Source organism: Sphingomonas hankyongi (genome assembly GCF_023516575.1).
GTDB lineage: Bacteria > Pseudomonadota > Alphaproteobacteria > Sphingomonadales > Sphingomonadaceae > Sphingomicrobium > Sphingomicrobium hankyongi.
On record NZ_JAMGBE010000001.1, the window covers coordinates 110,806 to 135,547 of the forward strand.

The 24,742-nt window shown below is 63.9% G+C and carries 22 protein-coding genes; 11 read left to right on the top strand and 11 right to left on the bottom strand.

Going from position 1 to position 24,742, the window contains the following annotated elements:
- Positions 1–102 precede the first annotated feature (102 nt).
- On the bottom strand, positions 103–2,799 hold the full coding sequence (locus LZ538_RS00615; RefSeq protein WP_249830065.1) for an alpha/beta fold hydrolase: 2,697 nt from the start codon (positions 2,797–2,799) through the stop codon (positions 103–105).
- 305 nt (positions 2,800–3,104) lie between these two features.
- Between LZ538_RS00615 and LZ538_RS00620 the strand changes: the two genes are divergently transcribed.
- The 4 genes from LZ538_RS00620 to LZ538_RS00635 all read left to right on the top strand — a co-directional run bounded on the left by LZ538_RS00620 (position 3,105) and on the right by LZ538_RS00635 (position 5,738).
- Positions 3,105–4,010: a diiron oxygenase gene (locus tag LZ538_RS00620; RefSeq protein ID WP_249830066.1), complete on the top strand. Its 906-nt coding sequence runs from the start codon at positions 3,105–3,107 to the stop codon at positions 4,008–4,010.
- Positions 4,011–4,038: 28 nt separating this feature from the next.
- Complete coding sequence (locus tag LZ538_RS00625; protein ID WP_249830067.1) at positions 4,039–4,602, top strand: OsmC family protein; 564 nt, start codon at positions 4,039–4,041, stop codon at positions 4,600–4,602.
- Between the two features lie 72 nt (positions 4,603–4,674).
- Positions 4,675–5,508 carry a class I SAM-dependent methyltransferase gene (locus LZ538_RS00630; RefSeq protein ID WP_249830068.1) on the top strand — a complete coding sequence of 278 codons (834 nt, stop codon included), beginning with the start codon at positions 4,675–4,677 and terminating at the stop codon, positions 5,506–5,508.
- Positions 5,509–5,546: 38 nt separating this feature from the next.
- Positions 5,547–5,738 carry a hypothetical protein gene (locus LZ538_RS00635; protein ID WP_249830069.1) on the top strand — a complete coding sequence of 64 codons (192 nt, stop codon included), beginning with the start codon at positions 5,547–5,549 and terminating at the stop codon, positions 5,736–5,738.
- A gap of 83 nt (positions 5,739–5,821) precedes the next feature.
- On the opposite strand, the gene LZ538_RS00640 is transcribed toward LZ538_RS00635, so the two are convergent.
- Positions 5,822–6,292 carry an Hsp20 family protein gene (locus tag LZ538_RS00640; protein ID WP_249830070.1) on the bottom strand — a complete coding sequence of 157 codons (471 nt, stop codon included), beginning with the start codon at positions 6,290–6,292 and terminating at the stop codon, positions 5,822–5,824.
- Positions 6,293–6,483: 191 nt separating this feature from the next.
- On the opposite strand from LZ538_RS00640, the gene parE reads away from it, so the two are divergent.
- The 3 genes from parE (at position 6,484) to LZ538_RS00655 (ending at position 11,900) form a co-directional block, all read left to right on the top strand.
- Positions 6,484–8,478 carry a DNA topoisomerase IV subunit B gene (gene parE / locus LZ538_RS00645; protein WP_249830071.1) on the top strand — a complete coding sequence of 665 codons (1,995 nt, stop codon included), beginning with the start codon at positions 6,484–6,486 and terminating at the stop codon, positions 8,476–8,478.
- A gap of 107 nt (positions 8,479–8,585) precedes the next feature.
- Complete coding sequence (locus LZ538_RS00650) at positions 8,586–10,310, top strand: sensor histidine kinase (RefSeq protein ID WP_249830072.1); 1,725 nt, start codon at positions 8,586–8,588, stop codon at positions 10,308–10,310.
- A gap of 675 nt (positions 10,311–10,985) precedes the next feature.
- Complete coding sequence (locus LZ538_RS00655) at positions 10,986–11,900, top strand: hypothetical protein (protein ID WP_249830073.1); 915 nt, start codon at positions 10,986–10,988, stop codon at positions 11,898–11,900.
- Here LZ538_RS00655 and LZ538_RS00660 read toward each other — a convergent pair.
- Both LZ538_RS00660 and LZ538_RS00665 read right to left on the bottom strand, forming a co-directional pair.
- Positions 11,811–12,371 carry a hypothetical protein gene (locus tag LZ538_RS00660; protein WP_249830074.1) on the bottom strand — a complete coding sequence of 187 codons (561 nt, stop codon included), beginning with the start codon at positions 12,369–12,371 and terminating at the stop codon, positions 11,811–11,813. The genes LZ538_RS00655 and LZ538_RS00660 overlap by 90 nt on opposite strands.
- Positions 12,368–12,562, bottom strand: coding sequence for a DUF378 domain-containing protein (locus LZ538_RS00665; RefSeq protein WP_249830075.1), 195 nt, complete (start codon positions 12,560–12,562; stop codon positions 12,368–12,370). Before LZ538_RS00665 ends, LZ538_RS00660 begins: the two co-directional genes overlap by 4 nt.
- Positions 12,563–12,745: 183 nt before the next feature.
- On the opposite strand from LZ538_RS00665, the gene LZ538_RS00670 reads away from it, so the two are divergent.
- Entirely contained in the window at positions 12,746–14,494 is a 1,749-nt protein-coding gene (locus tag LZ538_RS00670) for a TIR domain-containing protein (protein ID WP_249830076.1), read from the top strand.
- A gap of 15 nt (positions 14,495–14,509) precedes the next feature.
- On the opposite strand, the gene LZ538_RS00675 is transcribed toward LZ538_RS00670, so the two are convergent.
- From LZ538_RS00675 to LZ538_RS00685, 3 genes are all read right to left on the bottom strand, one after another.
- The gene (locus LZ538_RS00675; protein ID WP_249830077.1) at positions 14,510–14,749 is read right to left on the bottom strand and encodes a hypothetical protein; all 240 of its coding nucleotides are present in this window, start codon (positions 14,747–14,749) and stop codon (positions 14,510–14,512) included.
- A gap of 45 nt (positions 14,750–14,794) precedes the next feature.
- Positions 14,795–15,769, bottom strand: a complete 975-nt coding sequence (locus tag LZ538_RS00680; protein ID WP_249830078.1) for a L,D-transpeptidase family protein — start codon at positions 15,767–15,769, stop codon at positions 14,795–14,797.
- A 68-nt stretch (positions 15,770–15,837) separates the two neighbouring features.
- On the bottom strand, positions 15,838–16,848 hold the full coding sequence (locus LZ538_RS00685; protein WP_249830079.1) for an ion channel: 1,011 nt from the start codon (positions 16,846–16,848) through the stop codon (positions 15,838–15,840).
- Positions 16,849–16,904: 56 nt separating this feature from the next.
- On the opposite strand from LZ538_RS00685, the gene LZ538_RS00690 reads away from it, so the two are divergent.
- Positions 16,905–18,197 (top strand): MFS transporter, encoded by a 1,293-nt coding sequence (locus LZ538_RS00690; protein ID WP_249830080.1) that lies wholly within the window; start codon positions 16,905–16,907, stop codon positions 18,195–18,197.
- On the opposite strand, the gene LZ538_RS00695 is transcribed toward LZ538_RS00690, so the two are convergent.
- Positions 18,163–19,437: a sugar transferase gene (locus tag LZ538_RS00695; protein ID WP_249830081.1), complete on the bottom strand. Its 1,275-nt coding sequence runs from the start codon at positions 19,435–19,437 to the stop codon at positions 18,163–18,165. The two genes, LZ538_RS00690 and LZ538_RS00695, sit on opposite strands and share 35 nt — an antisense overlap.
- A gap of 90 nt (positions 19,438–19,527) precedes the next feature.
- Positions 19,528–20,844 carry a UDP-glucose dehydrogenase family protein gene (locus LZ538_RS00700; RefSeq protein ID WP_249830082.1) on the bottom strand — a complete coding sequence of 439 codons (1,317 nt, stop codon included), beginning with the start codon at positions 20,842–20,844 and terminating at the stop codon, positions 19,528–19,530.
- Positions 20,845–20,965: 121 nt separating this feature from the next.
- Here LZ538_RS00700 and rimO point away from each other — a divergent pair, with 121 nt between their 5' ends.
- Entirely contained in the window at positions 20,966–22,384 is a 1,419-nt protein-coding gene (gene rimO, locus LZ538_RS00705) for a 30S ribosomal protein S12 methylthiotransferase RimO (protein ID WP_249830083.1), read from the top strand.
- Here the strand turns inward: rimO and LZ538_RS00710 are convergent.
- Positions 22,381–22,734, bottom strand: a complete 354-nt coding sequence (locus LZ538_RS00710; protein WP_249830084.1) for a hypothetical protein — start codon at positions 22,732–22,734, stop codon at positions 22,381–22,383. The two genes, rimO and LZ538_RS00710, sit on opposite strands and share 4 nt — an antisense overlap.
- A gap of 479 nt (positions 22,735–23,213) precedes the next feature.
- Between LZ538_RS00710 and LZ538_RS00715 the strand changes: the two genes are divergently transcribed.
- A complete protein-coding gene (locus LZ538_RS00715) occupies positions 23,214–23,786 on the top strand; it encodes a CHRD domain-containing protein (RefSeq protein WP_249830085.1) in 573 nt (190 codons plus the stop codon).
- A gap of 16 nt (positions 23,787–23,802) precedes the next feature.
- Here the strand turns inward: LZ538_RS00715 and LZ538_RS00720 are convergent, their stop codons facing one another.
- Positions 23,803–24,726, bottom strand: coding sequence for a cytochrome c1 (locus tag LZ538_RS00720; RefSeq protein WP_249830086.1), 924 nt, complete (start codon positions 24,724–24,726; stop codon positions 23,803–23,805).
- Positions 24,727–24,742 lie beyond the last annotated feature (16 nt).

Below are 24,742 nucleotides of genomic sequence, written 5' to 3' on the forward strand. Positions count from 1 at the left end.
ACAAGGTGCTGGCGGAGTAGCGCGAAGAGAGCGTGATAGCCGGCCGACGACCGGCGCAGCCGTGTCGATCGACGTCACGGGATTCACTCCCGTGACGGACAATCAGTCCGAAAGGAACGCGCGAAATTCGCGCGTGAAGACCTGCCACGCCGGCTCGTCGCCGAGAAGGATGTGATTGGCGCTGTCGAGCTCGACGAAACGCGCGCCCGCGATCTTGTCGGCGACATCCTTGCCGGCAGTGAGTGGCGCATTCCCGTCCAGATTGGAGTGACAGACGAGGGTCTGCGCGTGCACGTTCGCCAGCTCGTTGCGCACGTCCATCGTCGAAGCGACCTCGATGATCCGCTCCATGCTCGGGACGGGACCAAGCGTGTGGAACAGCTCGTTATGCCAGTCGATGACATCCTGGCCGGCCGAGGGAAAGTAGAGCGTGATGAACATCTCGCCCAGCAGGCTGCGGCGGAAGCTCGGCTGCCGGCGGTTCATCTCCAGTAGCGACTCCCGCCACGCGATCTCTTCAGGGTCTCCGCGCACCCGCCAGCCCGCCGCGAAGCTGTTCACAAGCACGAGCTTTCGTACCCGCTCGGGATGGCGCGCCGCATAGGCGATCGCGATGGGCGCGGCGTGGCACATGCCGAGCAGGTCGCATTGCTCGATCTCGGCGGCGTCCATCGCCGTCTCGAGGTCGCTGACCAGGCATTCGAAGTCGAACTGCTTCGGCTCCCACTCGGACAATCCGAACCCGCGCATGTCGGAACGCATCATGCGGTTCGCTCGCGTGCCTTCGTGCAGCCAGTGGCGGTAGACCGGGCTCGTCCAGTCATGATCGAGATGCGTCATCCACGTCTGCGCCTTGACCAGCGGAAACCCTTCTCCGCTCATCGCAAACGCAATGCTCGTCCCGTCCGCCCCGCGGCAGCGCTTGATCTCGTCGGTCGCAAGGCCGCGCACCGCGGGAGCAGCGATTGGCGCCGTGTCGCCCACGTCGCGGTTGAGGAAGCCGCGCGTGAGCTCGACGAAAGTCTGCCACGCCGGTTCGGTCTCCAGCATGATGTGATTCCGGCTCTCGAGCGGCACGAATTGCGCACCCGGGATGTTGGCCGCCAGCTCCTCGCCCTGGGCAAAGGGCACCGCCTGGTCCTCGCGCGAATGGAAGATCAGCGTCGGAGTTCGCACCAGTGGCAGCAGCTCGCGCACGTCGATCGCTCCCAGCGTCCGCTGCAGCCTGATCGCATTCTCCGGTGACGCCGAGAGCCGCTGCATCTCGTTGAACCATCCCATCTGCTTGGGCGTGGCCTCCGGGATGTAATGGTTGGTGAAGAGCTGGCGATAGGCCGGGTTGTCGGCGCCCCAGCCGATCTCCGTCAGGGTGATCATCGCTTCGCGCCGCGCAAGTTCGGCGGGGTCCGCGCGTACGGCCCAGCCCGCGGCATAGCCATTGCAGATGATCAGCTTACGCACCCTCTCGGGGTGCCGGATCGCATATGCGATGGCGACGGCGGCGCCCTGGCTGATCGCAAGCAGGTCGAAGCGCTCGAGCTCCGCGCAATCCGCTACCGATTCCAAGTCGGCAACAAAGGCTTCGAGGCTGAGGTCCGGCGCGTCCCAGTCGGACAGGCCGTTGCCGCGTTCATCGTAACGCACGAGCGCGCGCCCGCGCGTGAACTCGTCGATCCAGTGCCGCCAGAGCGGGCTCTCCCAGTCATATTGGATGTGGTTGAGCCAGTTCGCGGTCTTCACGAGCGGGGCGCCGCTGCCGATGACGGAATAAGCGAGCCGAGTCCCGTCGGCTGCCTTGCAATATTTGATCTCCTGCGGCGGAAGCTCGCGGCGCTCCATTCTTCGCACGCGAGCGCGTTCCTCGGCCTCGGTGCGGCGCCGCCAGGTCGCGGGCGGCTCGCCAAACTCGCGCTTGAATGCGCGATTGAACGCGGCCTCGCTGTTGAAGCCGACCGAATAAGCGATGTTCGCCGTGTTCTGCTTGCCGTCGCGAAGCATGTTCGCGGCCATGCGCATCCGCCAGTGCGCGCAATATCGCATCGGCGGCTCGCCGATCAGCTCGGCGAAGCGCTCGCCCAATACGGACCGGGAGACGCCCGCGTCGCGCGCAAGTCCCTCGACGTCGAGCTCCTCGGCGTAGCGGGAATGGATGATCGAAAGCGCCTTCGCGACGGCCGGGTCCTGCAGCCCGGCCAGCCAGCCCTTCCCGCCGTGGGGAAGCTGGTCAACATATTCGCGGACCGCTTCGGCAATGAAGAGCTCCGACAGACGTGCGATCATTTCCGGCGATGCCTGGCGCTCGGCGACGAAGCGCATCGACGTTTCCAGCCAGTCTTCGCGATTCGCTTTGATGTCGAGCGTCAGCAGGGGCGGCAGCGCATCGAGGATGGGATGCGAGCTGCTCTTCGCAGTCCCGAGGAAGCCACACCAGACCTGGGTGACCTCCGGTCCATTGCCCGATGCGACTCGATGCACGCCGTCCGAAGTGATCCAGGTGACATCGCTCGCATCGACCGGCTTCAGTCCCGTGCGCTTCGACAGGACGTGGGGCTCATTGTGCGGGAGGATCGCGATTTCGCCGGCCGAAACCGTCGCGGGCGGCAAGCCGTCGACCTCGACCACCATCTCTCCGGATCGGACATAATGATAGGCGATGAGCGTGTCCGGCACGGGGAAGAAGGGCGCGCAATGATCGGGCGTGAACTGCGCGCGGACGCAGAACTCGCCGCCGAACTCGCCATCGATCACGACGCCACCAGTGAGGCGCAGCGAGCTTAGGATTTCATCGAGGACGTCCATGGGAGGCGCGCTCCGGCGTTTCGATCAATTTATCCGGCAGCGCAATCATTTTGGCGAATCGCGCCATTATGTAGAGACACTCCCGCAACTGCAGCGATGAACCGTAACTCCTGAACGCTGTGTTCGGGAGGGCGGAAGAACTCGCGCAGAAAACTAAGGGGTACAGACAAATGAACAGCAATGAAAACGCTCTCCGTTCGGGAAGCGCCGCGATCATTTTGTTTACGGCGCTGTCGAGTGTGTCCGCAATTGCGACCGCTCTTCTTCCCTTCGTCATCCATCCTTGATCGAAAGGCACCGTCCCCATGTATCATGACTTCAACTACGAGAACGCGCTTGCGTCATCGCTTCGCGCGCAATGGCAGCTCGACGACGTTCTGGCGGCCAACCAGGATCTCGACTTCTCGCGCAACTTCATGCCCGAGAGTCTTGCCCGCACGGCCGCGCTGACGTCGCTTAGCGCCGATGAGCAGCGCACGCTGAACCAGATCAGCGCGCACCAGTATCTGAGCATTTTCGGCATCGTCGAGGAGTTCATTCTCCCCTTCCTGTTCGATCATGCGCGGCCCGCGTTGCGGGGTGACGACTGGCGCGTCCGGGCGCTCCTCAATTTCGCCAGCGAGGAAGCGAAGCACATTCACCTGTTCAAGCGCTATCACTCGGCGTTCCTTCGCGGCTTCCTCGTCCATTGCGAGGTGATCGGCCCGTCGGAGGCCATTGGCGCCAAGATCCTGAGCCACGACCCGCTCGCGGTCGGGCTGGTGATCCTGATGATCGAGTGGATGACCCAGCAGCATTACCTGGGCTCGATCCGCGACGACGGCGACATCGACCCGCTCTTCAAGAGCCTGATGCGCCATCACTGGATGGAAGAAGCGCAGCACGCGAAGCTCGACACGCTGATCGTCGACGCTCTGGCCGAGGGCCGCAGCGAAGAAGAGATCGATCGCGTGATGGACGAGTTCTTCGAGATCGGCGCGTTCCTCGACGAAGGCCTGAAGAGCCAGGCCGGCTTCAACCTCGACGCGCTCGAGACCATGATCGGTCGGAAGCTCGAGAACCGTGACGAGATCCTTGCGCAGCAGCACCAGGCTGCCCGCTGGACCTACGTCGGCTCAGGAATGGTCCACGAGCGCTTCAAGGCGACGCTCGAAGCGATCTCGCCGCGCGCTGCTGAACGCATCGCGGAAGCGGCCCCAATTTTCGCCTGAACATCTATTCCAGTCTGGAGAATTGAACATGCTTGATACTGTGAAGAATGCCCGCGTGAACGGGCTGGACCTGGTCGCCCTCGGCGAGACTGTCGAGGCGATCCAGGCCGACGCCAGCAAGGCGCTGGTCACCTTCGATGTCACGACCAAGTGGAGCGGGCAGACCCGCAGCGAGACGACGGTCGACGGCTACACTCTGGGCGGCGAGCGCATCGAGCGTAGCCACAAGATCGTCGCCGACGAGCCGTTCGAGCTCCTGGGCAGCGACGGTGCGCCGAACCCGCAGGAGCTGCTCATGGCGGCATTCAACGCCTGCATCATGGTCGGCTATGTCGCCGGTGCGTCGCTCAAGGGCATCAATCTCGAATCCGTCGAGATCAAGACGAATGGCCAGCTCGACCTGCGCGGCTTCCTCGGCCTCAGCGACGCCGTCGCTCCTGGCTATGAAGCCATCGATTATCAGGTCCGCATCAAGGGCGATGGCTCCCGCGAGGAGTTCGAGGAAATCCACCAGACGGTGATGAAGACCTCGCCCAACTACTTCAACATCAGCCGGCCGATCCGCGTCAACGGATCGATGCAGCTCGGCTGACCCCCTAGGGCGCCGCGCTCTCCTCCCCTCCGAGCGCGGCGCCCGTCCCTTTCGACACCAGGAGTTTCATTCGTGGCAGATCTCGGCACCCCGGCAGTGAATCCAAACAAGGCATTGTGGGAAAAGGGCGACTTCACCCGCATCGCCGCGACCATGCGGCAGAGCGGCGAAGACCTCGTCGAAAGCCTGGCAATCGGTCCTCGGACGAAGGTCCTCGACCTCGGCTGCGGCGACGGCACGACCGCGCTTCCCGCCGCCGAGCGCGGCGCCGTGGTCCTCGGCATCGACATCGCCGAGAACCTTGTCGCGGCGGGCAATGCGCGGGCGGCGGCAGCCGGCCTCGATAACCTCCGCTTCCAGCAGGGCGACGCCAGCCGCCTCACGGGTATCGCGGATTCGAGCTTCGACCTTGTGGTCAGCATCTTCGGCGCGATGTTCGCGCCAAAGCCGTGCGATGTCGCGCGGGAGATGGTGCGCGTGACCAAGCCCGGAGGACGCATCGTGATGGGAAACTGGATCCCGGGCGATCCGACCCTGGTCGCGCAGATCCTCAAGATCAGCTCGGCCTACACGCCTCCGCCGCCCGAAGGCTTCGTCAGCCCGATGACCTGGGGCGACGACTTCCACGTGCTCGAGCGCTTCGGCGCGGCCGGCATTTCGCCGGAGAATGTCGACTTCAACCGCAAGACCTGGGTCTTCCGCCAGGACGGCCCGCCTGAAAACCTGCTGGAAACCTTCCGTCTTTATTACGGACCCACAATGAACGCTTACGAGGCAGCGGCGAGGGACAATCGCGAAGATCAGCTTCACCAGGAGCTGCTTGATCTCTTCGTCGCACAAAATCGCGGGGCCGGTCGCACCGAGATTCCAGCAACTTACCTCCAGGTCGATATCGCCAAGCGATAGCCGACCGTCAACACCCAGCTCCCCAAGGAACCCTCTCCATGAAACACGAAAAGATCGACGATAAGTCCCGCGTCTGGATCGTGATGCGCGGACCCGACGGCAGCCTCCAGGAAGAGATCGACGTCGATCTCGTCGCCTCGCTGCAGGCCGGTCAGTCCTATGACGAGATCGCGGACGCCCTGGTCATTGCCGCGGGCACTGCCGAGATCGCCGAAACCCGCGCCTGGTAAGCTCCCCAGCCAAAAGCGCGCAAAAGAAAGGCTCCGGAGGCGATGACCTCCGGAGCCTTTTCATTTGTGTCGCAAGCCCGAACTTACTTGGCGTGCTCGGCGTTCGCCTCGATGGTCTGGCGCGCGCTGCCGCCGATGTCGATCTTGCGCGGCTTCATCGCCTCGGGGATCTCGCGCACGAGCTCGATCGCGAGCAGCCCGTCCTTGAGGTCGGCGCCACGGACCTGGATGTGGTCGGCAAGCGCGAACCTGCGCTCGAACGAGCGGTTGGCGATCCCGCGATAGATATAGTCGGAGCCAGTCTCGTCCGACTCCTCGTTCTTGCGGCCGGATACGACCAGCTGGTTCTGCTGGCTCGTGATGTCGATCTCGTCAGGCTTGAACCCGGCGACCGCCAGCTCGATGCGATACTCGTTCTCGCCCGCCTTGATCAGGTCGAAAGGCGGGTAATTTTCCTGGGTCTGGCCGAGCGAGCTGTTCTCCAGCATGTCGAACAGCCGGTCGAAGCCGACGGTGGAGCGCCGGTAGGGCGCGAAGTCGAATGCACTACGCATGATATGTCCTCCATTTGAGCGACTAGGCGAAGCGGACATGCGCGTGTGGAGCATGCGCGCTCCGTCGCCAGGCCCATCATGGCGCCTGGCAGACACTGATTTGGAATTGCGGTTTCCAGTTTCAAGAGCTGTGGAAAACGGATCGCCGCGCGCTTGGCACGGCTTGAATCCGCGCCCTATATCGCAAGCAAATGTCCGACCTGTTCTCGTCTTCGGCCTCCTCGACGCCCGACAGCTACGACGCCTCCTCGATCGAGGTGCTCGAAGGTCTCGAGCCGGTCCGCCGCCGCCCGGGCATGTACATCGGCGGCACCGACGACCGCGCGCTCCATCACCTCGCCGCGGAGGTCATCGACAATGCGATGGACGAGGCGGTCGCCGGCCACGCCAACCGGATCGAGGTCACGCTTGAGACCGGCAACCGGCTGACGGTCACGGACAACGGGCGCGGCATCCCCGTCGATCCGCACCCCAAATATCCCGGCAAGTCCGCGCTCGAGGTCATCATGACCACCCTCCACTCGGGCGGGAAGTTCGAGGGCAAGGCCTATTCCACCTCCGGCGGGCTGCACGGCGTCGGAGTCAGCGTGGTCAACGCGCTTTCGACCGACACGATCGTCGAGGTCGCCCGCGACAAGACCCTCTACCGCCAGAGCTTCGCGCGCGGGAACGCGACCTCGAAGCTGGAGACCGTGGGCGCCGCGCCCAACCGCCGCGGCACGACCGTCGCCTTCACGCCCGACCCGGAGATCTTCGGCGCGGACGCCAAATTCTCGCCCGAGCGCCTCTACAAGCTCGCCCGCTCCAAGGCCTATCTCTTCGCCGGGGTCGAGATCCGCTGGCGCTGCGATCCCTCGCTCGTCTCGGCTGACGTCCCCGAGACCGCCGTATTCCAGTTCCCCGGCGGCCTTGCCGACCATCTCGCCGAGCAGCTCGGCGAGCGCCCCGCCGTCACCAACCAGCCCTTCACCGGCCGCCAGCCCTTCCCCGCCGACCCTTCGGGAGAGCCGCAGGGCAGCGCCGAATGGGCGGTCGCCTGGCCGCTCTATTCCGACGGCTCCGAAAGCTATTATTGCAACACCATCCCGACGCCCGACGGCGGAACGCATGAAGCGGGCCTTCGCGCCGCTCTCACCAAGGGCATCCGCGCCTTTGGCGAGCTGATCGGCAACAAGAAGGCGAAGGACATCACCGCCGACGACGTCTTCAACGGTGTCGAGCTGATGCTCAGCGTGTTCATCCGCAACCCGCATTTCCAGAGCCAGACCAAGGACCGGCTCACCAGCCTCGAGGCCGCGCGCTTCGTCGAGGCCGCTGTCCGCGACCATTTCGACCATTATCTCGCCGACAATATGGACCGCGGCCGCGCTTTGCTCGGCTCGATCGTCGAGCGCATGGAGGAGCGCCTGCGCCGCCGCGCCGAGCGTGAGGTTCAGCGCAAGACCGCGACCTCCGCGCGCAAGCTGCGCCTCCCCGGCAAGCTTACCGACTGCTCATCGGACGACCCCGACGGCACCGAATTGTTCATCGTCGAGGGCGACAGCGCGGGCGGCTCCGCCAAGCAGGCGCGCGACCGCAAGACGCAGGCGATCCTTCCGATCCGCGGCAAGATCCTCAACGTCGCCTCCGCTTCGGCCGACAAGATCCGCGCCAACCAGGAAATCGCCGATCTCAACCTCGCGCTCGGCTGCGGCACGCGCGACAAATGGAACGAGGAGGCTTTGCGCTACGAGCGCATCGTCATCATGACGGACGCCGACGTCGACGGCGCGCACATCGCGACCCTGCTGATGACCTTCTTCTTCCAGGAAATGCCGGAGCTGGTGCGCCGGGGTCACCTCTTCCTCGCCCAGCCGCCGCTCTATCGCCTCACCGCCGGGGCCAAGACCCTGTACGCCCGTGACGACGCCCACCGCGCCGAGCTCGAAGCGCGCGAGTTCAAGGGCAAGAAGGTTGAGGTCAGCCGCTTCAAGGGCCTCGGCGAGATGAACCCGTCGCAGCTCAAGGAAACGACGATGGACCCGGCGACGCGCTCGATGCTGCGCGTCACCCTCCCCGCCGCCTACGAAGACCGCCAGCCGGTCAAGGACCTCGTCGAGCGGCTGATGGGCCGCGATCCCGCGCCGCGGTTCGAGTTCATCCAGAGCCGCGCCTCAGCGCTCGAGGACGACGAAATCGACGCCTGACGCGTCGTCCCTGCCTCCAGTGGCAGCCTCCACTAGGCTTGCACCGAGAAACGCGGTAGCCTCTTCAGTCTCTGTCATCGAACGTCTCGACATTTAGGGGGAACGTCGTGGCGCAAGACCAACTCGGATTGTTCGATACCGCGCCGAGCCGGACAGAGATTCGGATCGCCTTCGCGATCGGCGGACTGATCGGCCTCATCCTCCTCGTCGTGATGCCGTTTCAAAATATCCACGTGGGCGCGATTCCCGGACTGATCCCGGCGCTCGATGCCGGGATGCTCGTTTGCGATTTGATCACTGCGGCCATCCTGTACGCGCAAGCCACGGTTTACCGGTCGCGCGCCCTGGTCGTGCTGGCTTCCGGCTATGTCCTGGCGGGGCTGCTGCTCATTCCTTGGGCGCTGACCTTCCCGGGGGCGTTTTCCCCTAACGGCCTGCTTGGAGCCAAGATCAATACGACAGGCTGGATTGCGGCATTCTGGCGATTGTCGGTGCCGATTGCCATCTTCCTGTACGCCTGGCTCAAGCGCGCGGATGAGGCCAGCCGGCCGGGGCTGGAGCGGTTTCCGACCAATATTCTCGCGGGCGTGCTGACGTCGATCGCGCTCGCGATATTCGTGACATTGCTGGCGACGCTCGGGCACGACCTGTTGCCCCCGTTCTTTACAGATAAAAGCCACGTCATCCGGTCGACATTGGTGACCTTGAACCTGGTGGTGATTGGATGGACGACAGCCGCGGCGGTCATGCTCGTCCGCCAGGAAAAGTCGGTCCTTGACCTGTGGCTGCTGGTCTCGCTGGCCGCATGGCTGGCACAGTCGCTGCTAAACATGCTGCTGCATTCGCGCTTCAGCCTCGGCGCTTACGTATTCCTTGGCCTGGTCCTGGTTTCCAACCTCAGCGTCATGCTGGCGCTCATCACCGAATCCAATCGGCTCTATGCGCGGCTGGCTGTTTCGACCGCGGCGCGGCGGCGTGAGCGGGAGGCCCGCTTGATGTCGATGGATGCCGTCACGGCGGCGATCTCCCACGAGGTGGGGCAGCCGTTGACCGCAGTCAGCCTCAATGCGGCTGCGGGCCTGAATTGGCTCACTCAGCCGCGGCCCGATGTGAAAAAGGCGATTGCCGCTTTGCGTGCCGTCGGCGATGCCGGCAGTCGCACGTTCGACATCATCAGGAGCATTAGGGCGACTTTCGCCAAGGAACCCGGCCGAGCGACGGAATTCTGCCTGAACGACCTGGTGCTCGAAACCACTTCGCTTTTTGAAAGGGAGATGGCGGCGAGCAAGATATCGCTGAAACTTTCCCTGGCGGATGGGCTGCCGCCGATAAAGGCCGACCGGGTTCAGATACAGCGCGTTCTCGTGAACCTGTTGAACAATGCGGTGGAATCGCTTCGTGCCTTGCCTGACCGCTCTCACAGCCTTGCGATCAGCTCAGCCGTTGCGAACGGGCGAGACGTGCTGATCGAAGTCAACGACAACGGCACCGGTATCGCGGACCACGACATGGAGCATATTTTCGATCCCTTCTTCACGACCAAGGCGACCGGAACGGGGCTGGGCCTTCCGCTTTGCCGCACCATTGCCGAGGAGCATGGGGGTCAGCTCTGGGCCTCGTCGGGCAACCCGGAAGGGGCGACTTTTCACCTTAAGCTGCCGCGCAGCGGCGCTTCCGAGGGCATGGATGAGGCGGACGTCCTGCTCACAAGCCTCGAAGGCTCGCTAAAATTGTTCCGGCAATCCAAGCCGGACGGCCTCACCGAAGCGATTACCGAGCTGCAGCATATCGTGGACGAGGTCCGTCATTCGATGAGGAGACCGAAATCCTGACTGTACGATAGTGTCCGCAATGGGTGGAAGGCGGACGTTTCGAGGCCAACAACAATTCAGGTTATGGCGCGCGTCGTTGTTGCACTTAGGGCATGCGCATGTGGCATGATGAACCGAAGGCCCGTGAAGCATTCCGGCAAGGCGCGATAAAGGCCTTTGAGTCCTGTGTCGTCCATATGGACGCGCGACAGAAGCAGGCCATTGCTCAATGGCTCGCCGACCTGGAAGTTTGGAATGAAGGCGAGCCGCCTGCAGCCCCGGTCGATTGGTGAACCTGATGATAGCGTTGGGTGGAAATCGGACTCTCGACTCGAAGCCCGTCAGGGGCCGTATTGCTCGATACTGCGGCTAACCATCTGATCAATTGCCGCCTCATCCGCTGCGGCGTCGGCTTTTTTCACTCGAGCTTCCCGAACTTGTCGATGCTCCCTCTCTTCAGGAGTTTCCCGTCTTCGAGGCCTTTGCATTGCTGTATCCATGCCCTTGAAACGTATCGCCGCCACAATAGTCGCATTGGCTCGCTTCAATGTCGCTATGGGTCGAAAGCGGACATAATCCACTTTCCTACAGCCGCTGTCCTATGTTCCAATGTGGTTCATGGAAAACGATCAGCACGAACCACAAGCACCATCAACGCTTCCCACGATCCGTCACGACGGCTGGACTGGCGAAAAGATGGCGGCATTCTGCGAAACCCTCGCCGAGACCGCCGTCGTCGCCGAAGCCTGCGACGCAGCCGGCATGAGCATTTCCGGCGCTTATGCCGCGCGGCGCCGCAACCCGGCCTTCGCTGCCGCATGGGCGGCGGCGCTGGCTATCGCGCGGGAGCGGCTCGCAGACACCCTCCTCGCGCGCTCCATCGAGGGAAACATCGAGCAAATCTGGCGCGACGGCGAGCTGGTCGGGGAGCGGCACGTACTCGACAATCGCCTCGGTCTCGCCATCCTCCGCCGCCTCGACCGCCTCGCCGAAACCGGCTTGACCGTCAGCACGCGCGGCGAGCGCAGTCTGTTCCCCGGCGAGGGCCGGGTTCCAGGACAGCGTGAGACATTTGATTGGGAGCTCGCGATTGGCGCGCTGCGCGTCGGCGACGACGAAGGCGTCGCACATGCCCTGGGCCTGTTCGAAGGGTCGAAAGGTCACAAAGTGGAGGAAGTGGAAGACCCCCCTGTTTCACTCATTCAAGGTGACAGGGAGGAGGCAGGCCTCGACCTTTCCGACCGATGCTGGCGGGACGAGGAAAGCCTCGACGAGCCGGTGTGGATGACCGACTTCCCGCCCCCGCCCGGCTTCGCCGGCTATGAGATCGGGAATCCCGCCGATACCCGCTACCACCGCGAGTGCACGCCCGAGGAAGCCGCGATCCTCGACGCCAGTGAAGCTGCTGCCGCCGCCGAAGCGCGCGCCGAGGAGGAGCAATTGCGCGATGCCTGGTTCGACATGCTTCGCGCCGAGTGCAGCGAGGCCGACGCTGGTGCGTCGCCTGAGCACGAAAGCAAGCTAGCGGACTTTCTTGAGCCTGACCTGGTTGCGGAATTGCCAGGGGGCGGAGGGGCTTCCGACGGGGCGGACTTCCTTGACGGACAATAAATGGTCGCCCGTCCTGGTCTCCGTTACCTTGATGTCCGCGGGCTTGTCGTCGTCCGTGCCGGTCCGTCGATAGGTGACGACCCAGTTCGCGGGGGAGGAATAGCTGGTGACTTCGGCGGCTTCGCTGAGCAGTTCGGGCTCCCGTCCCGCCCGCATCACCGCCGTGGCGAGCTTGCCGTCCTTGGTCCATTGCAGAAGGCTGACGATCCATACCGGCGCCTTGCGTGCGCCTTCGTCGTAGACGGATCGGCGGACTTGCGTGGCGCCGTCCGGGACCGCTTCGATCACCGTCTTCACCGGCAGCTCGAAAAGCTCGTTCGACTGGTAGTCGCGATAGCCGAGCGCGCCTTCCCATTCGCCCGCAAGCTGCGACTGAAGACTGCTCGCTGATGGCGCCGGCTGCGGCGCGGCGGAGACGGGCGCGATCGCGAGCAAAGCCGCTCCGATCGCCCCCGTGCCCCCGAGCATCATTGCCGGCCCTGGACCAGCGGGACGATCTGCCACAGCGCGGAAAGCCCGACGAGCGAGTAGACGATCCGGGACAGCGTCGACATCTCGCCAAAGATTGCGGCGACCAGGTCGAAGCCGGCGAGGCCGACCAGGCCCCAGTTGATCCCGCCGACGATGAGGAGGACCAGGGTTACGATATTCAGTGCGCGCATGACTGCAGCTTCAGCGGTTCGTGCGCCGGAATGTCGGCTCGCGGTCACGTTCGACCAATACGGCCTTTGGCCCGCCCGAAGCGCCAAGATCGATCGTATGCAAAGACCGCTGCTGGGCGAGCGGATGAGTCCGGCTTGAAGATAACGGAGGTTAAGCGCAAGAAGCGCCCCAAAGGAGGGGCCGTGGCCAAGGTCTTCCTGAGCTATGCGCGTGAGGACGTCGACGCCGCCAAACCTTTGGCGGAGTGCGTCGGTCGCGCGGGCCATGAGGTTTGGTGGGACCGCCAGATCCAGGGCGGTTCCCGATTTGCCTCTGAAATAGACCGCGAGCTCAAGGATGCGGAGGCCGTTGTGGTCCTTTGGACCAGGGCCGCCCTCGAATCCGCATGGGTGCAGGACGAGGCGGCCGAGGGCAGGGATACCGGCAGGCTGGTTCCCGTAACCCTTGACGGAAGCCGGCCGCCGCTGGGATTTCGCCAATTTCACACGGTCGATCTCACCAGGTGGAATGGTGGCGGGGAGCCGGAGAACCTGGCGGATCTTCTCAGCGCGATCGCCAAGACGACTGGGGAGTCTCTCCCCAAGGATCGGCCGGGCGCCCAGCCGCAGGAGGTCGCGCGCGGCGCATCCATTTGCGTGCTGCCCTTTGTGAATATGAGCGGCGACCCTGAGCAGGAATATTTCAGCGACGGGATCACCGAGGACATCATCACCGACCTGTCGCAGGTATCTGCGCTTTTCGTCGTGGCGCGGAACACCGCCTTTACGTTCAAGGGCCGCGTGATGGACGTGAAGGAGGTCGGGCACGCTCTGGACGTGACGCATGTGCTGGAGGGCAGCGTCCGCAAAGCGGGTGACCGGGTAAGGATCACGGCGCAGCTGATCGATTCTGCGACCGGCGGTCACGTTTGGGCCGATCGCTACGATCGCGACCTCACCGACATCTTTGCCATTCAGGACGAGATTTCCAAAGCTATCGTATCGTCCCTGCGCCTGAAGCTGCTCCCTTCCGAAAAGAAGGCGATAGAGGCTCGCGGCACCTCGAGTGTGGAGGCCTACAACCTCTATTTGATGGCGCGCCAGCAGTGGACCGAGGGCAGCCTGGGGGACGTTCGGCGGCAGGAAGCGATCATTCGCATGTGCAAGCAGGCGCTGACGTTCGATCCGGATTATGCGCAGGCATGGGCACTGATGGCGCTCGCTCAATCCCAGTTACGCTTCTGGCACGGCATGACCGTCGATCCGGAACCCGCAGCCGAGCGCGCCCTTGCGATAAACCCCAATCTTGCGGAGGCGCATTGCGTCAAGGCGCATCTGTTCGAAGAGCAGGGGAAGAAAGCCGAAGCGACAGGCGAGATAGAGACCGCTGTTCGCCTCGACCCGGACTCGTGGGAAGTGAATCGCGAGGCAGCGCGGCTGCTCTTTCGACAGGGGCGGATCCGCGATTCCATCCCTTATTTCGAAAAGGCCGCATCGCTGATGGAATCCGATTGGCACAACGCTGGAATGCTGATCACCTGCTATCGGGAGTCCGGCGACCAGGACCAGATGCGGCGCGCGGCCCAAAGGACGGTCGAACGCACGGAGAAAGCCATTGCCGCGGACCCGTCGAACTCGACGGTCCTTGCTGCCGGAGTGACTGCTCTCGCGGCAATCGGCGAGGACGATAGGGCCAAGGACTGGATCGATCGTGCACTTTTGCTCGACCCCGACAACAACATCATGCGGTACAATCTGGCATGCGCGCTAACGACCGATCTTGATGATGTTGATCGCGCCATTGAAGTGCTGGAGCCCTATTTCCGAACGACACTCGGGGTCACGCATATCCGCCATGCGGAGATCGATCCGGATCTTGACCGGCTGAGAGACGATCCCCGGTTCAAGAAGATGCTCGCCGAAGCGCGCGAACGGCTTCACATGAGTGCCTAGGGAGCTGGTTCGGGATCAATCGGCAGGCATGTAGAGTTGCTCGAAGATGTCGGGCTTGCAGGGATAATTCTCGCCGGCGACGCCGGTGATGATCCAGTCCCCGGGCGTAACTTTCAGGCGGCCTTCGGGGGTGTCGATATAGCCGCTGGCGTCTGCCGCTCCGTCCGCGAGGACTGCCGGATGGTCGCCGGGCTTGAACCACTGAACGGCCTCGATGACCACTGGCTTCTTCACATATCGAGCCATTGCCGACATCGTGCGCCGTTCGTCCGACGTCCGCAATGGGTTCGGCAGGTGGGTCTATTTGGCGGTTTCGTCGGCGAGGACCGTCGTCGATTCTCCTGCGCTTCCGGCCTTCAGGGACTCCGGGGTGACGATGACCACGCTCCCCGGACGGACCGCGGCGGCCAGGGCGGCGCGGAATGCGTCTGGCGCATCGAAGCGCTTCAGCTCTTCGGGCCCGACATCCATCGTCCCGCCCGCGCCGGAGAAGCGGAGCTTGAGCCAGTGCTTGCCGCTATCGTCCCACGACTTCAGCACGTAGGCGGTTCCACCCTGAAGGTCGCCGTTGACGCGGACGGGGGCCGAGCCGATCTCCTTGCCGTCCTGGATCACCACCGCCTTCTGGTCGGCGGCGCTGACGACCACCGAAAGCGGGTCGTAGGAGGCCGTCGCAGGCGGATTCCACTGGTAGGAGGCCTTGCTGAAGGATGCCTGCGGGCCGGCCGGATTGGCCGCCAGCGGCTCGCCCGAATCCTGCGGCCGGATCGGGATGTGCGCGATGACGACCGTCATCCCCAGCTCCGTCTGGCCGAACAGCAATTTGGAGAATTGCAGCGGCAGGCGAATGCAGCCGTGCGATGCCGGGTAGCCGGGCAGCTTGCCGGCATGCAGCGCGATCCCCTTCCAGGTCAGCCGCTGCATGTTGGGCATTGGCGCGTTGTTATAGGTCTTCGAATAATGCTCCTCCCTTTTCTGGAGGATCGAGAAGACGCCGGTCGGAGTCTCGTGGCCCGGGGCGCCGCTAGAGATGGTCGAGGCCGCGATCGGCACTCCGTTGCGGAACATGACCAGCCGCTGCGTCTCGAGATTGACGATCACCAGCGCGGGGCCTTCGCCGGTCAGCTCCGGAGCCCAGACGAATTGGCCGGGCTTCAGCGTCTGCGCAACGTCGAGGATTGCACGATCGCCGCGCTTGACCGCCTGGGCGGCGGCGCTGGTGGGGACAAGGGCGATTGCAAGGGCGGCAAGCGCCGCGATCGGAGATTGATTCATCCGCAGACTATCATTCGGCCGAATCGCAAATCTCATCGGGTGATTTCCCGATGCGGGATGCAACTGGCTTACCGGATGAGGACCGCCCCCGGCCGGCCGAGATGGTCCGCCAGTCCTTTTACGCAGCTTTCATGCTCCGCCCGGAGCCGAGCTACGCTGGCCACGTCCGGATCCTGCAGATCATATCCCGCGGTGCGCAGCCGGACGGCGACCTGCTCGATCGCCGCGGTCACATCCTCCGGCGGATCGCGCTCCACGCCAAGCAGGGCCGCGAGTTCTTCGGACATACGCAGGGCGTCCTCCCGCAACAGGACCGCCGGACCGCGCAGATCCGGCTCGTCGAGCATCCGCTCGGCGATCAGCGCGAGATCGAGCAGCGCGCCCAGCGCCGCTGGCCAGCCGGCGCCGGTGCCCATCGACTGGAAATATATCAGCGACGGATGGGACGAATGGCTCTGGCGCACGGTCGCGCACCAGTTTCGTCCTTCCTTCAGTACTTCGGGAAGCTCGCCGCGATTGCCGATTGCCGCGAACTTCTCGAGCAGCGTCAGCGCCGACGGCGGATCCCCCGCGGACGTGTTGAGCTTGATGATCCCGATGTCGCGCTGGGAGACGCTGCTCTGAACCATCAGCAAATAGGTCACCGCCATGGTCATCACCGCCAGCCCGCAGAAGCCCGCGGCGAGCACGACCCAGCGGCCCGGTCCGGTCGCGTTGGTTTCGCTGAGCCCGACCGTGACGAGTGAGCTGCCGACCAGGTAGAAGCCGTCCCAGAAGCTCCTGAGCGGCGGATGGAAGGAGGATGGAAGGGCGTAGCTGATCATCGCGAAGCCGATGCACAGCAGGAACATCCAGATGACGAAGCAGCCGACGAGGATGGTGGGCGCGAACACGGCGCTAAGGCCCCGGCGGCGGCCCCGAACGGCTTTCCAGAGCGGCAGGAGCCCGCGTGCGAGCCTTCGCGCGACACGCAGCGAAGTGCGGCTTCCGCCCGGAACGACGACGGTGTCGAACACATCCGCCAGCGTTAGCGCGACGATCAGGATTCCTCCCGCCAGCAGGATGATTTCAACAGCCATGGAGTAGCGAAACTCGCCAGGGGTGCGCTTCGCTCCGCCGCTTAGTACAAAGCAGGATGGCCGAGCCGCACCGTCCAGTGTCCCACGCGTCGCTCGCGGTGGCGGCATTCTCGACCATCGTCGAATGGTACGACTTCACGCTCTACCTTTATTTCGCCACGGTGCTGTCGAGAGTGTTCTTCGGTGGCGGTGCGCAGTCCCTGCTCGTCACCCTCGGCGGATTTGCGATCGCCTATCTGATGCGGCCGCTGGGCGCCGTCGTGTTCGGCCATATCGGGGACCGGATCGGGCGGCGCCACATGCTGCTGCGATCGGTGGCGATGATGACCGCGGCGATGCTCGCGACGGCATTGCTGCCTACGCGCGCCGAGATCGGAGCTGCTGCCGGCGGGTTGCTGATCTTCCTGCGCTGCGTGATGGGTTTCTCGGTCGGTGGTGAATATACCGGCGTGGTCGCCTACCTGCTCGAGGGAGCGCCGGAGAGCCGGCGCGGCCTGATCGCTTCCTCGGCGTCGGCGGCCAGCGAGATAGGTGCGCTTCTCGCCGTTGGCGTGTCCGCCCTGACCGTCGCTTCGATGAGCGAGGACAGCCTGCAGAGCTGGGGATGGCGCATCCCCTTCTTCGTCGGCGCCATACTTGCCGGCAGCGTGTGGGTCGCCCGCTCGACGATGCAGGAATCGCCCGAATTCGAACGCCAGCAGTCGCACGGAACGGTTCCGGACGTCCCATTGCGCCATGCGCTTGCCACCCAGCGAGGAGCGATCGCCCGCTCCTTCGCCATCTCCGCGCTCGGTTCGATCACTTATTATGTCGGGATCACCTACGTGCCGGCCTTCCTGACATCGGCAGGTTCGTTCTCCGAGGGCAGCGCCTTGTGGCTTTCTACAATTGCCGCTGTCGCGGTCATCCTCGTCACGCCGTTCACCGGCGCCTTGTCCGATCACATCGGCCGACGACCGGTGCTCATCATCCTCTCGTTGCTCAGCGCGGCGCTGCCGGCCGCGATGTTCTCGCTGATGGCGAGCGGAGGTCCGGGAGCGGCGCTGGTCGGCGCGCTGGTTCTCGCCTGCGTGGCGGGCTCCTTCAGCGCTGTCGGCGCGGTTGCGACGGCCGAGCAGTTCGCTGGCGAAGGGCGGGTGACCGGCCTCGCGCTCGGTGCGACCATGGCGACCGCCGTCTTCGGCGGGTTCACTCCCTGGCTTGCTCAGCTGCTGATCGAAAGGACAGGATGGGCGATGGCGCCCGGCGCGATGATTGCCTTGGTCGCAGTGGCGGTCCTGCCAATTTTCGTGATGATGCGGGAGACGGCGCCGATCAGCGCGCGCCCCACCCGGTCAGCATCGTCTTGATCGTGCGCAGCAGGATCAGAAGATCCAGCCAGGGCGAGAAATATTTGATGTAGTAGAAGTCGTACTGCAGCTTGCGGTGAACCTGGTCCACCTCGGCCACATGTCCCTGGTTCACCTGCGCCCAGCCGGAAATCCCTGGCTTCACGACGTGGCGGTAGCGGTAGAAGGGAATCTCGCTCGTGTACCAGATCGATAGGACCTCCGCCTCGGGCCGGGGTCCGATCCAGCTCATCTGCCATTTCAGGATGTTGAAGATCTGCGGCAGCTCGTCGAGGCGAGTGTTGCGCAGGAAGCGGCCTGCGCGGGTGACACGGTCGTCGTCGTCCTGCGTGATCGCGGCGTGACGCTCGTCGCCAATCTCGACCGGCAGCATCGTCCTGAACTTGTATACGGTGAAATTCTTGCCGGTGTGACCGACACGCTTCTGGCGGAACAGTGCCGGGCCCCGGCTCTCAAGTCGGATGGCGACGGCGATAAGCGCCATCACCGGCAGCGCGACCGGCAGCAACAGCAAGGCGAGGATAAAATCACCGAAGCTCTTGAGGTAGAAATAGCCGCGCGCCGGCAAGAGCGATCCGAAGCTGTTCTCCGACAATTGCTCCAGCTCCACCCGTCCAGTCAGCGATTCCGACAATTGCTTGACCTGGTAGACGATGCGCCCGGCGAGCGCCGCGTCGGCGAGGAAAGCCTCCCATTCGTCGGGCAGGTCAGCGCTGAAATCCGCGACAATCGCGGAGCAATTGCGTGCGTCATGGAGGCGCGGGCGGGCGAGGACCTTCCAGTCGACGGAATCGATGGCCTGAAGAGCCTGGACCTTTCCGAATGGAACTACCGCGATGCGTCGGCGAACGCGCCGGTCCGCGTAAACGTAGAGCGCATACAGCCAGACAACGTGAAGCACGAACCCGAGCGCCAGCCCAACGCGGTCGTAGGGAAAGCGCGCCATCGTGAACCAGACCAGAGTCAGACCGTGCCCGCTGAGCGCCGATGGGAAGATCACATAAGCGCGGCGAATGCCCGGATAGGTCTCGATGCTAAGGCGCATCCAGAAAGCGATGACGATAGCGGCGGCATTGGCGACCAGCGTATTGACGGTCGATGCCTCGGACAGCTCGCCCGGCAGCGGTCCACGAAGGACCCAGGGCAGCAACGCGCCTATGATCAAGGCGCTCGCGAACTGGAAACGCTTCCGGGTGAAGATGGAAGCCTCGCGAACCGCGGGCAGCCGGTCGTGCTTCATCTATGAATCCTCGCGCATACGCAGCCGACCTTCCGGACCACTATACGCGGATCGATCCTTTCGGATGCAAAAAGAACCGATGTGGAGGGATCAGGCCGCGACAGTACGCCCGCGACCCACGCCGAAATATGTCAGGCCAGCTTCCTCCGCCTCTTGGCGATCGTAGACGTTGCGCAAGTCGACGAGCACCTTGCCGCCCATCGATGATGCGATCTTGTCGAGATCGAGCGCCCGGAACTCGTCCCATTCCGTCACGATCACCAGCGCATCGGCGCCACTGGCAGCGGCATAGGCATCATGGGCGAATTCGATATTGTTGAAGACCTTCTCCGCCTGTTCCCTAGCGACCGGATCGAAGGCGCTGACTTTAGCGCCGCGTTCGACGAGCGAATTGATGAGCGGAATGGACGGAGCATCTCGCATGTCGTCCGTGTTGGGCTTGAAGGCGAGGCCGAGGACGCCGATCCTTTTGCCCTGCACCGAACTGCCGATTGCCCTTTCGACGCGATCGACCATCGCCGCTTTCCGGTCGTCGTTGACGCCGACAGTGGTGCGCACGATGCGCTGGTCGACGCCGAACTTCTCCGCGGTCTGAAGCAACGCGAGCGTATCCTTGGGGAAGCAGCTTCCGCCGTAGCCAGGCCCGGCGTGGAGAAATTTCGGCCCGATCCGGTTATCGAGACCGATGCCGCGCGCAACGTCCTGGACGTCGGCGTCCACGGCCTCACAGAGGTCGGCAATTTCGTTGATGAAGCTGATCTTGACCGCGAGGAAAGCGTTCGCGGCATATTTCGTAAGCTCGGCGGTGCGCCTCCCAGTGAACAGGATCGGCGCGCGGTTGAGGAACAACGGCCGATAGATCTCACGCAGGATTTCGCGCGCATGCTCGTCCTCAGCGCCGACCACGATCCTGTCCGGATGCTTGAAGTCGGCGATCGCCGCACCTTCCCGAAGGAACTCCGGATTCGAAGCGACAGAGACTCCGGTCACGCCCTCTTCCTTGAGGATCCGCTCGATCTCGTCGCCCGTCCCGACCGGCACCGTCGATTTGGTAACGACGACGGTCCCCGGCTTGATGACTTTCGCAAGCTCCCGCACCGCATCGAAGACGAAGGTGAGATCGGCATGGCCGTCGCCGCGGCGCGCCGGGGTTCCGACGGCGATGAAGACCGCCTGCGCATTCGCTACACCGCTCGGCAAATCCGTCGTGAACGTCAGCCGACCGTGCTCCGAGTTCGCCTTCACCAGAGCTTCGAGACCAGGCTCCCAGATCGGCATCCTGCCGGCCTGAAGTCCTTCGATCTTGCCGGCGTCCATGTCGACGCAGCAGACCTGGTGACCGAAATCGGCAAAGCAGGCACCGGAAACGAGCCCGACATAGCCGGTACCGATCATTGCGATGCGCATGCCTACTCCGTGAAAGCGATGGGGAAGGCGCCCCTTAGCCGCTGCGCCGCACTATGAACAAGGCGTTCAGCGCAAGGCCTCGATTCCGCCGCAAAATATCTATATTGGCGCGGCCCTTCCGATGAACGTCACAACACTTCCCAAGCCCCCGCGCGTCGGGCTGGTCTCACTCGGCTGTCCCAAGGCACTGGTCGACAGCGAGCGTATCATGACCAAGCTGCGCGCCGATGGATACGACATGTCGCCCGATTATGCGGGCGCGGACGTGGTACTGGTCAACACCTGCGGCTTCCTCGACAGCGCGAAGGAAGAGAGCCTGGAGGCCATTGGCGAAGCGATCGCGGAGAATGGGCGGGTCGTCGTCACCGGCTGCATGGGCAAGGAAGCCGAGGTCATTCGCGAGCGTTTCCCGGATGTGCTCGCCGTCACCGGGCCGCAGCAATATGAGGAAGTCGTCGCGGCGGTGCATGAAGCCGCGCCGCCTGTCCCGTCCCCGTTCATCGACCTTGTCCCGGAAGCGGGCCTCAAGCTTACGCCGCGACACTACAGCTATCTGAAGATTTCGGAGGGCTGCAATCACCGCTGCGCCTTCTGCATCATCCCGTCGATCCGCGGCGACCTCAGCAGCCGGCGTCCCGACGCCATCCTGCGCGAGGCCGAAAAGCTCGTCGCCGCGGGTACCAAGGAGCTGCTGGTCATCAGCCAGGATACCAGCGCCTACGGCCTCGACCTCAAGCACGCCGTTTACCCGCTCAAGGACGGCAGCGAAGTCCGCGCCCACATGACCGACCTTGCGGCAAAACTCGGCGGACTGCGCACGCCCGAAGGCGAGACGCCCTGGATCCGCCTGCACTACGTCTATCCCTATCCCCACGTCGACCGCGTCATCCCGCTGATGGCCGAAGGCAAAGTCCTCCCTTACCTGGACATCCCCTTCCAGCACGCCAGCCCGAAGGTGCTGAAGGCCATGAAGCGCCCTGCGAACGAAGCCAAGGTGCTTGAGCGTCTCCACGCCTGGCGCGCGCTGGTCCCCGACATTGCCATCCGCTCCAGCTTCGTCGTCGGCTTCCCCGGCGAGACCGAGGCGGACTTTCAATATCTTCTCGACTGGCTTCAGGAAGCGCAGCTCGATCGCGTCGGCGCGTTCAAGTTCGAGCCCGTCCAGGGCGCGGCCGCCAACGACCTGCCGAATCCCGTTTCCGACGAGGAAAAATACGACCGGTACGAGCGCATCATGGAGCTCTCCGCGCGCATCAGCGCCGAGAAGCTCGCCGCCAAGGTCGGCTCGACCATCGATGTTCTAATCGACCGGGTGGACGATCAGCCTTCGGACGAGCGTGGGCCCGATCTCGCCCATCTCGACGCCCCGCACCCGGCGCATCATCACGGCGTCGGCGCCACCGGCCGTTCCAAAGCGGATGCTCCCGAGATTGATGGCGAGGTACATCTTCGCGATGCCGGCGGACTCCAGCCCGGCGACTTCGTCCGCGTCCGCATCGAGGATTCCGACGAGCACGACCTGTACGGAGTCCCGCTCTAGCCAAAGGGATTCTTCGGCCTTCTGACGCAAGGCTTCCACACGATGTGATTGCGTTTATCGTCGGCGGCGTCATCGACGATCCACTTGTCGACTTCCGTTTTGTCGTCCCAGCCCATCGCCTTCATCCCTTCAGCGAGCGGCGACACGCCGAAGGCCGAGAACGAGAAACGGCTGCGATCAATGTCGTAAAGCGCCTGGATTAGCTCGACACGGGTCTCGGGCGTCAGCCGCATCGGGAATGCCAAGGCAGAGAGCTTCGTCGCCGCACGATCCTCGAGTTCCTGGTTGTCGCGGACCACCTGTATCAGGTCGTAGATCCCAACCAGCTGCTCGAATTTCTGGCGATCCATCGGCGCGAGTGCGCCGGTCGCCAGCGCGCTATTCCATGCCGACGTCGAGAAAGTGTCGCGCGGCCTTTGATAGACGCTCGGAAAGACCGTGGGCGCGGAGTAACGCCCCGGTCCAGGCTTAAGGAAGACGAGCGCATTGTCGTCGAGACCCGGCCAATATCCCGATCGCCGGTCAACGCCGCCTTGAGCAGGTTGGCCCGATCAAGATGGCATTGGCTGATCGCGTCGCGCCAGATGAGGCTTGTCAGCGCAGAGCGGACCTCATCATGAATAGCGTCCTCGGCAGCTTGCATGTCCGAGACTGCACGGCGCCGTTCGACCAATTCCTGCAGCCACAGCGCAATCAGCACGCCCGCAACGACGACGACCAATTCCATCGACCAGTGACTGACGCTGCGCTTCTGGTCGGCACTCAACCGCCGCAACAATGCCATAACTTGTCCCCTCCGCCAGCCTAACATGCCGCGCCGGCTCGGGCCATGCCGCAGCTGAACAAGCACAACTCGGCGAAACGCTCGGCCAAGTTACCGAACCGCCCGGAACCTAATCGCAGCAGCGAGGGTTCGCGACTGGAGCGCGGGATGGAGATGCCCGTGCGACTTCCGAAGATCAGCATTCTGGCCATCGCCTCCATCACATTGATGGCGACCGCCAACACCGACACGATCCCTGTTGCGAAAGAAAGCTACACCGTTCCCCTATCCGGTGCCGCAGAGGCGACCCTCGATCATCCTGAAGGGGGTGCGGGCGACCTCGATGGCGCGGGTTCGGTGCGTCTCGCCATCGACGAGTCGAAGCAACAGATCTGCTACAAGTTCAAGCTGTCTGGGCTCGCGACGCCACTGATGGCGCACATTCACCGCGGCCATCCGCACCAGATCGGACCGACGGTCGTGACACTGTTCACCGGAATGGACGAAGACCTCTCCCGGTGCGTGTTGTGGACCAACAAGCAGCTCGCGGCGATCGTCGCCGATCCATCCGATTATTACGTGAACGTTTATACGACCGAATATCCGGACGGCGCCCTTCGCGGGCAGCTAGCCGCATAAGCTTCCGACGTCGTTCCTAGCCGGCGACGCCCTGCTTCGCCTTGGCGCTCCGGCTCTTCGCCTGGTTCTTCGGCTCCAGCGGACCGGTGACGCGAACCTTGCGCTTCGCCTCGTACCAGATTTGCCGATACGCAAGGTAGCCGAGGATTGACGCGATCAGCAGGAAGACGACGACAGCAAGTCCTGCCGCATGCCGGCTCTCGAGCTTTGGCTCGGCGGTCCACACCAGGAAGGCCGCGACGTCCGTCGCCATCTGGTCCACTGTGCCCTTAGTCCCATCGGCGAACGTCACCTGGCCTTCAGCGGTCAGCGGCGGCGGCATCGCGATATTCAGGTTCGCGAACCACGGATTGTAGTGCAGCCCCGGAGGCGTCTTGGCGTCCGGATGCTCCTTGAGCAGCTCCGGCGACTGATTACGATAACCGGTCAGCAAAGCGTGGACATAAGAGGCGCCGCCCTCGCGCGACTTGGTGATCAGCGAGAGGTCAGGCGGAAGCGCGTTGTTGTTCGCCGCGCGCGCCGCGATTTCGTTGGCATAAGGCGACGGGAAGCGATCCGACGGAACCGCCTTGCGCGACGAAGCTTCACCCGTCTCCGGGTTGATGCTCGGAACCTGCACCTGCCACTGGTCGGCGATCGCCTTGATCTCCGGCTCCTCGTAGCCGAGCGCATGCAGATCGCGGAACGACACCAGGCTCAGGCTGTGGCAGGCCGAGCAGACTTCCTTGTAGACCTGGAAGCCGCGCTGCAGCTGCGCCTTGTCGAACTTGCCGAAGGGACCGTCGCTGGAAAGGCGCAGGTGCTGCGGATGCTGGTGCAAGGCCTCGGCGGCCAGCTCCTCGGGCGGATTGCTGAAGTAATTCGACACGCCGACGACGAGCGAGATCAGCAGAACGCCGGCGAAGACCAGCCCGACCAGGAAACCGATAACTCGGACCATCTTTGCTTTCGCCCCC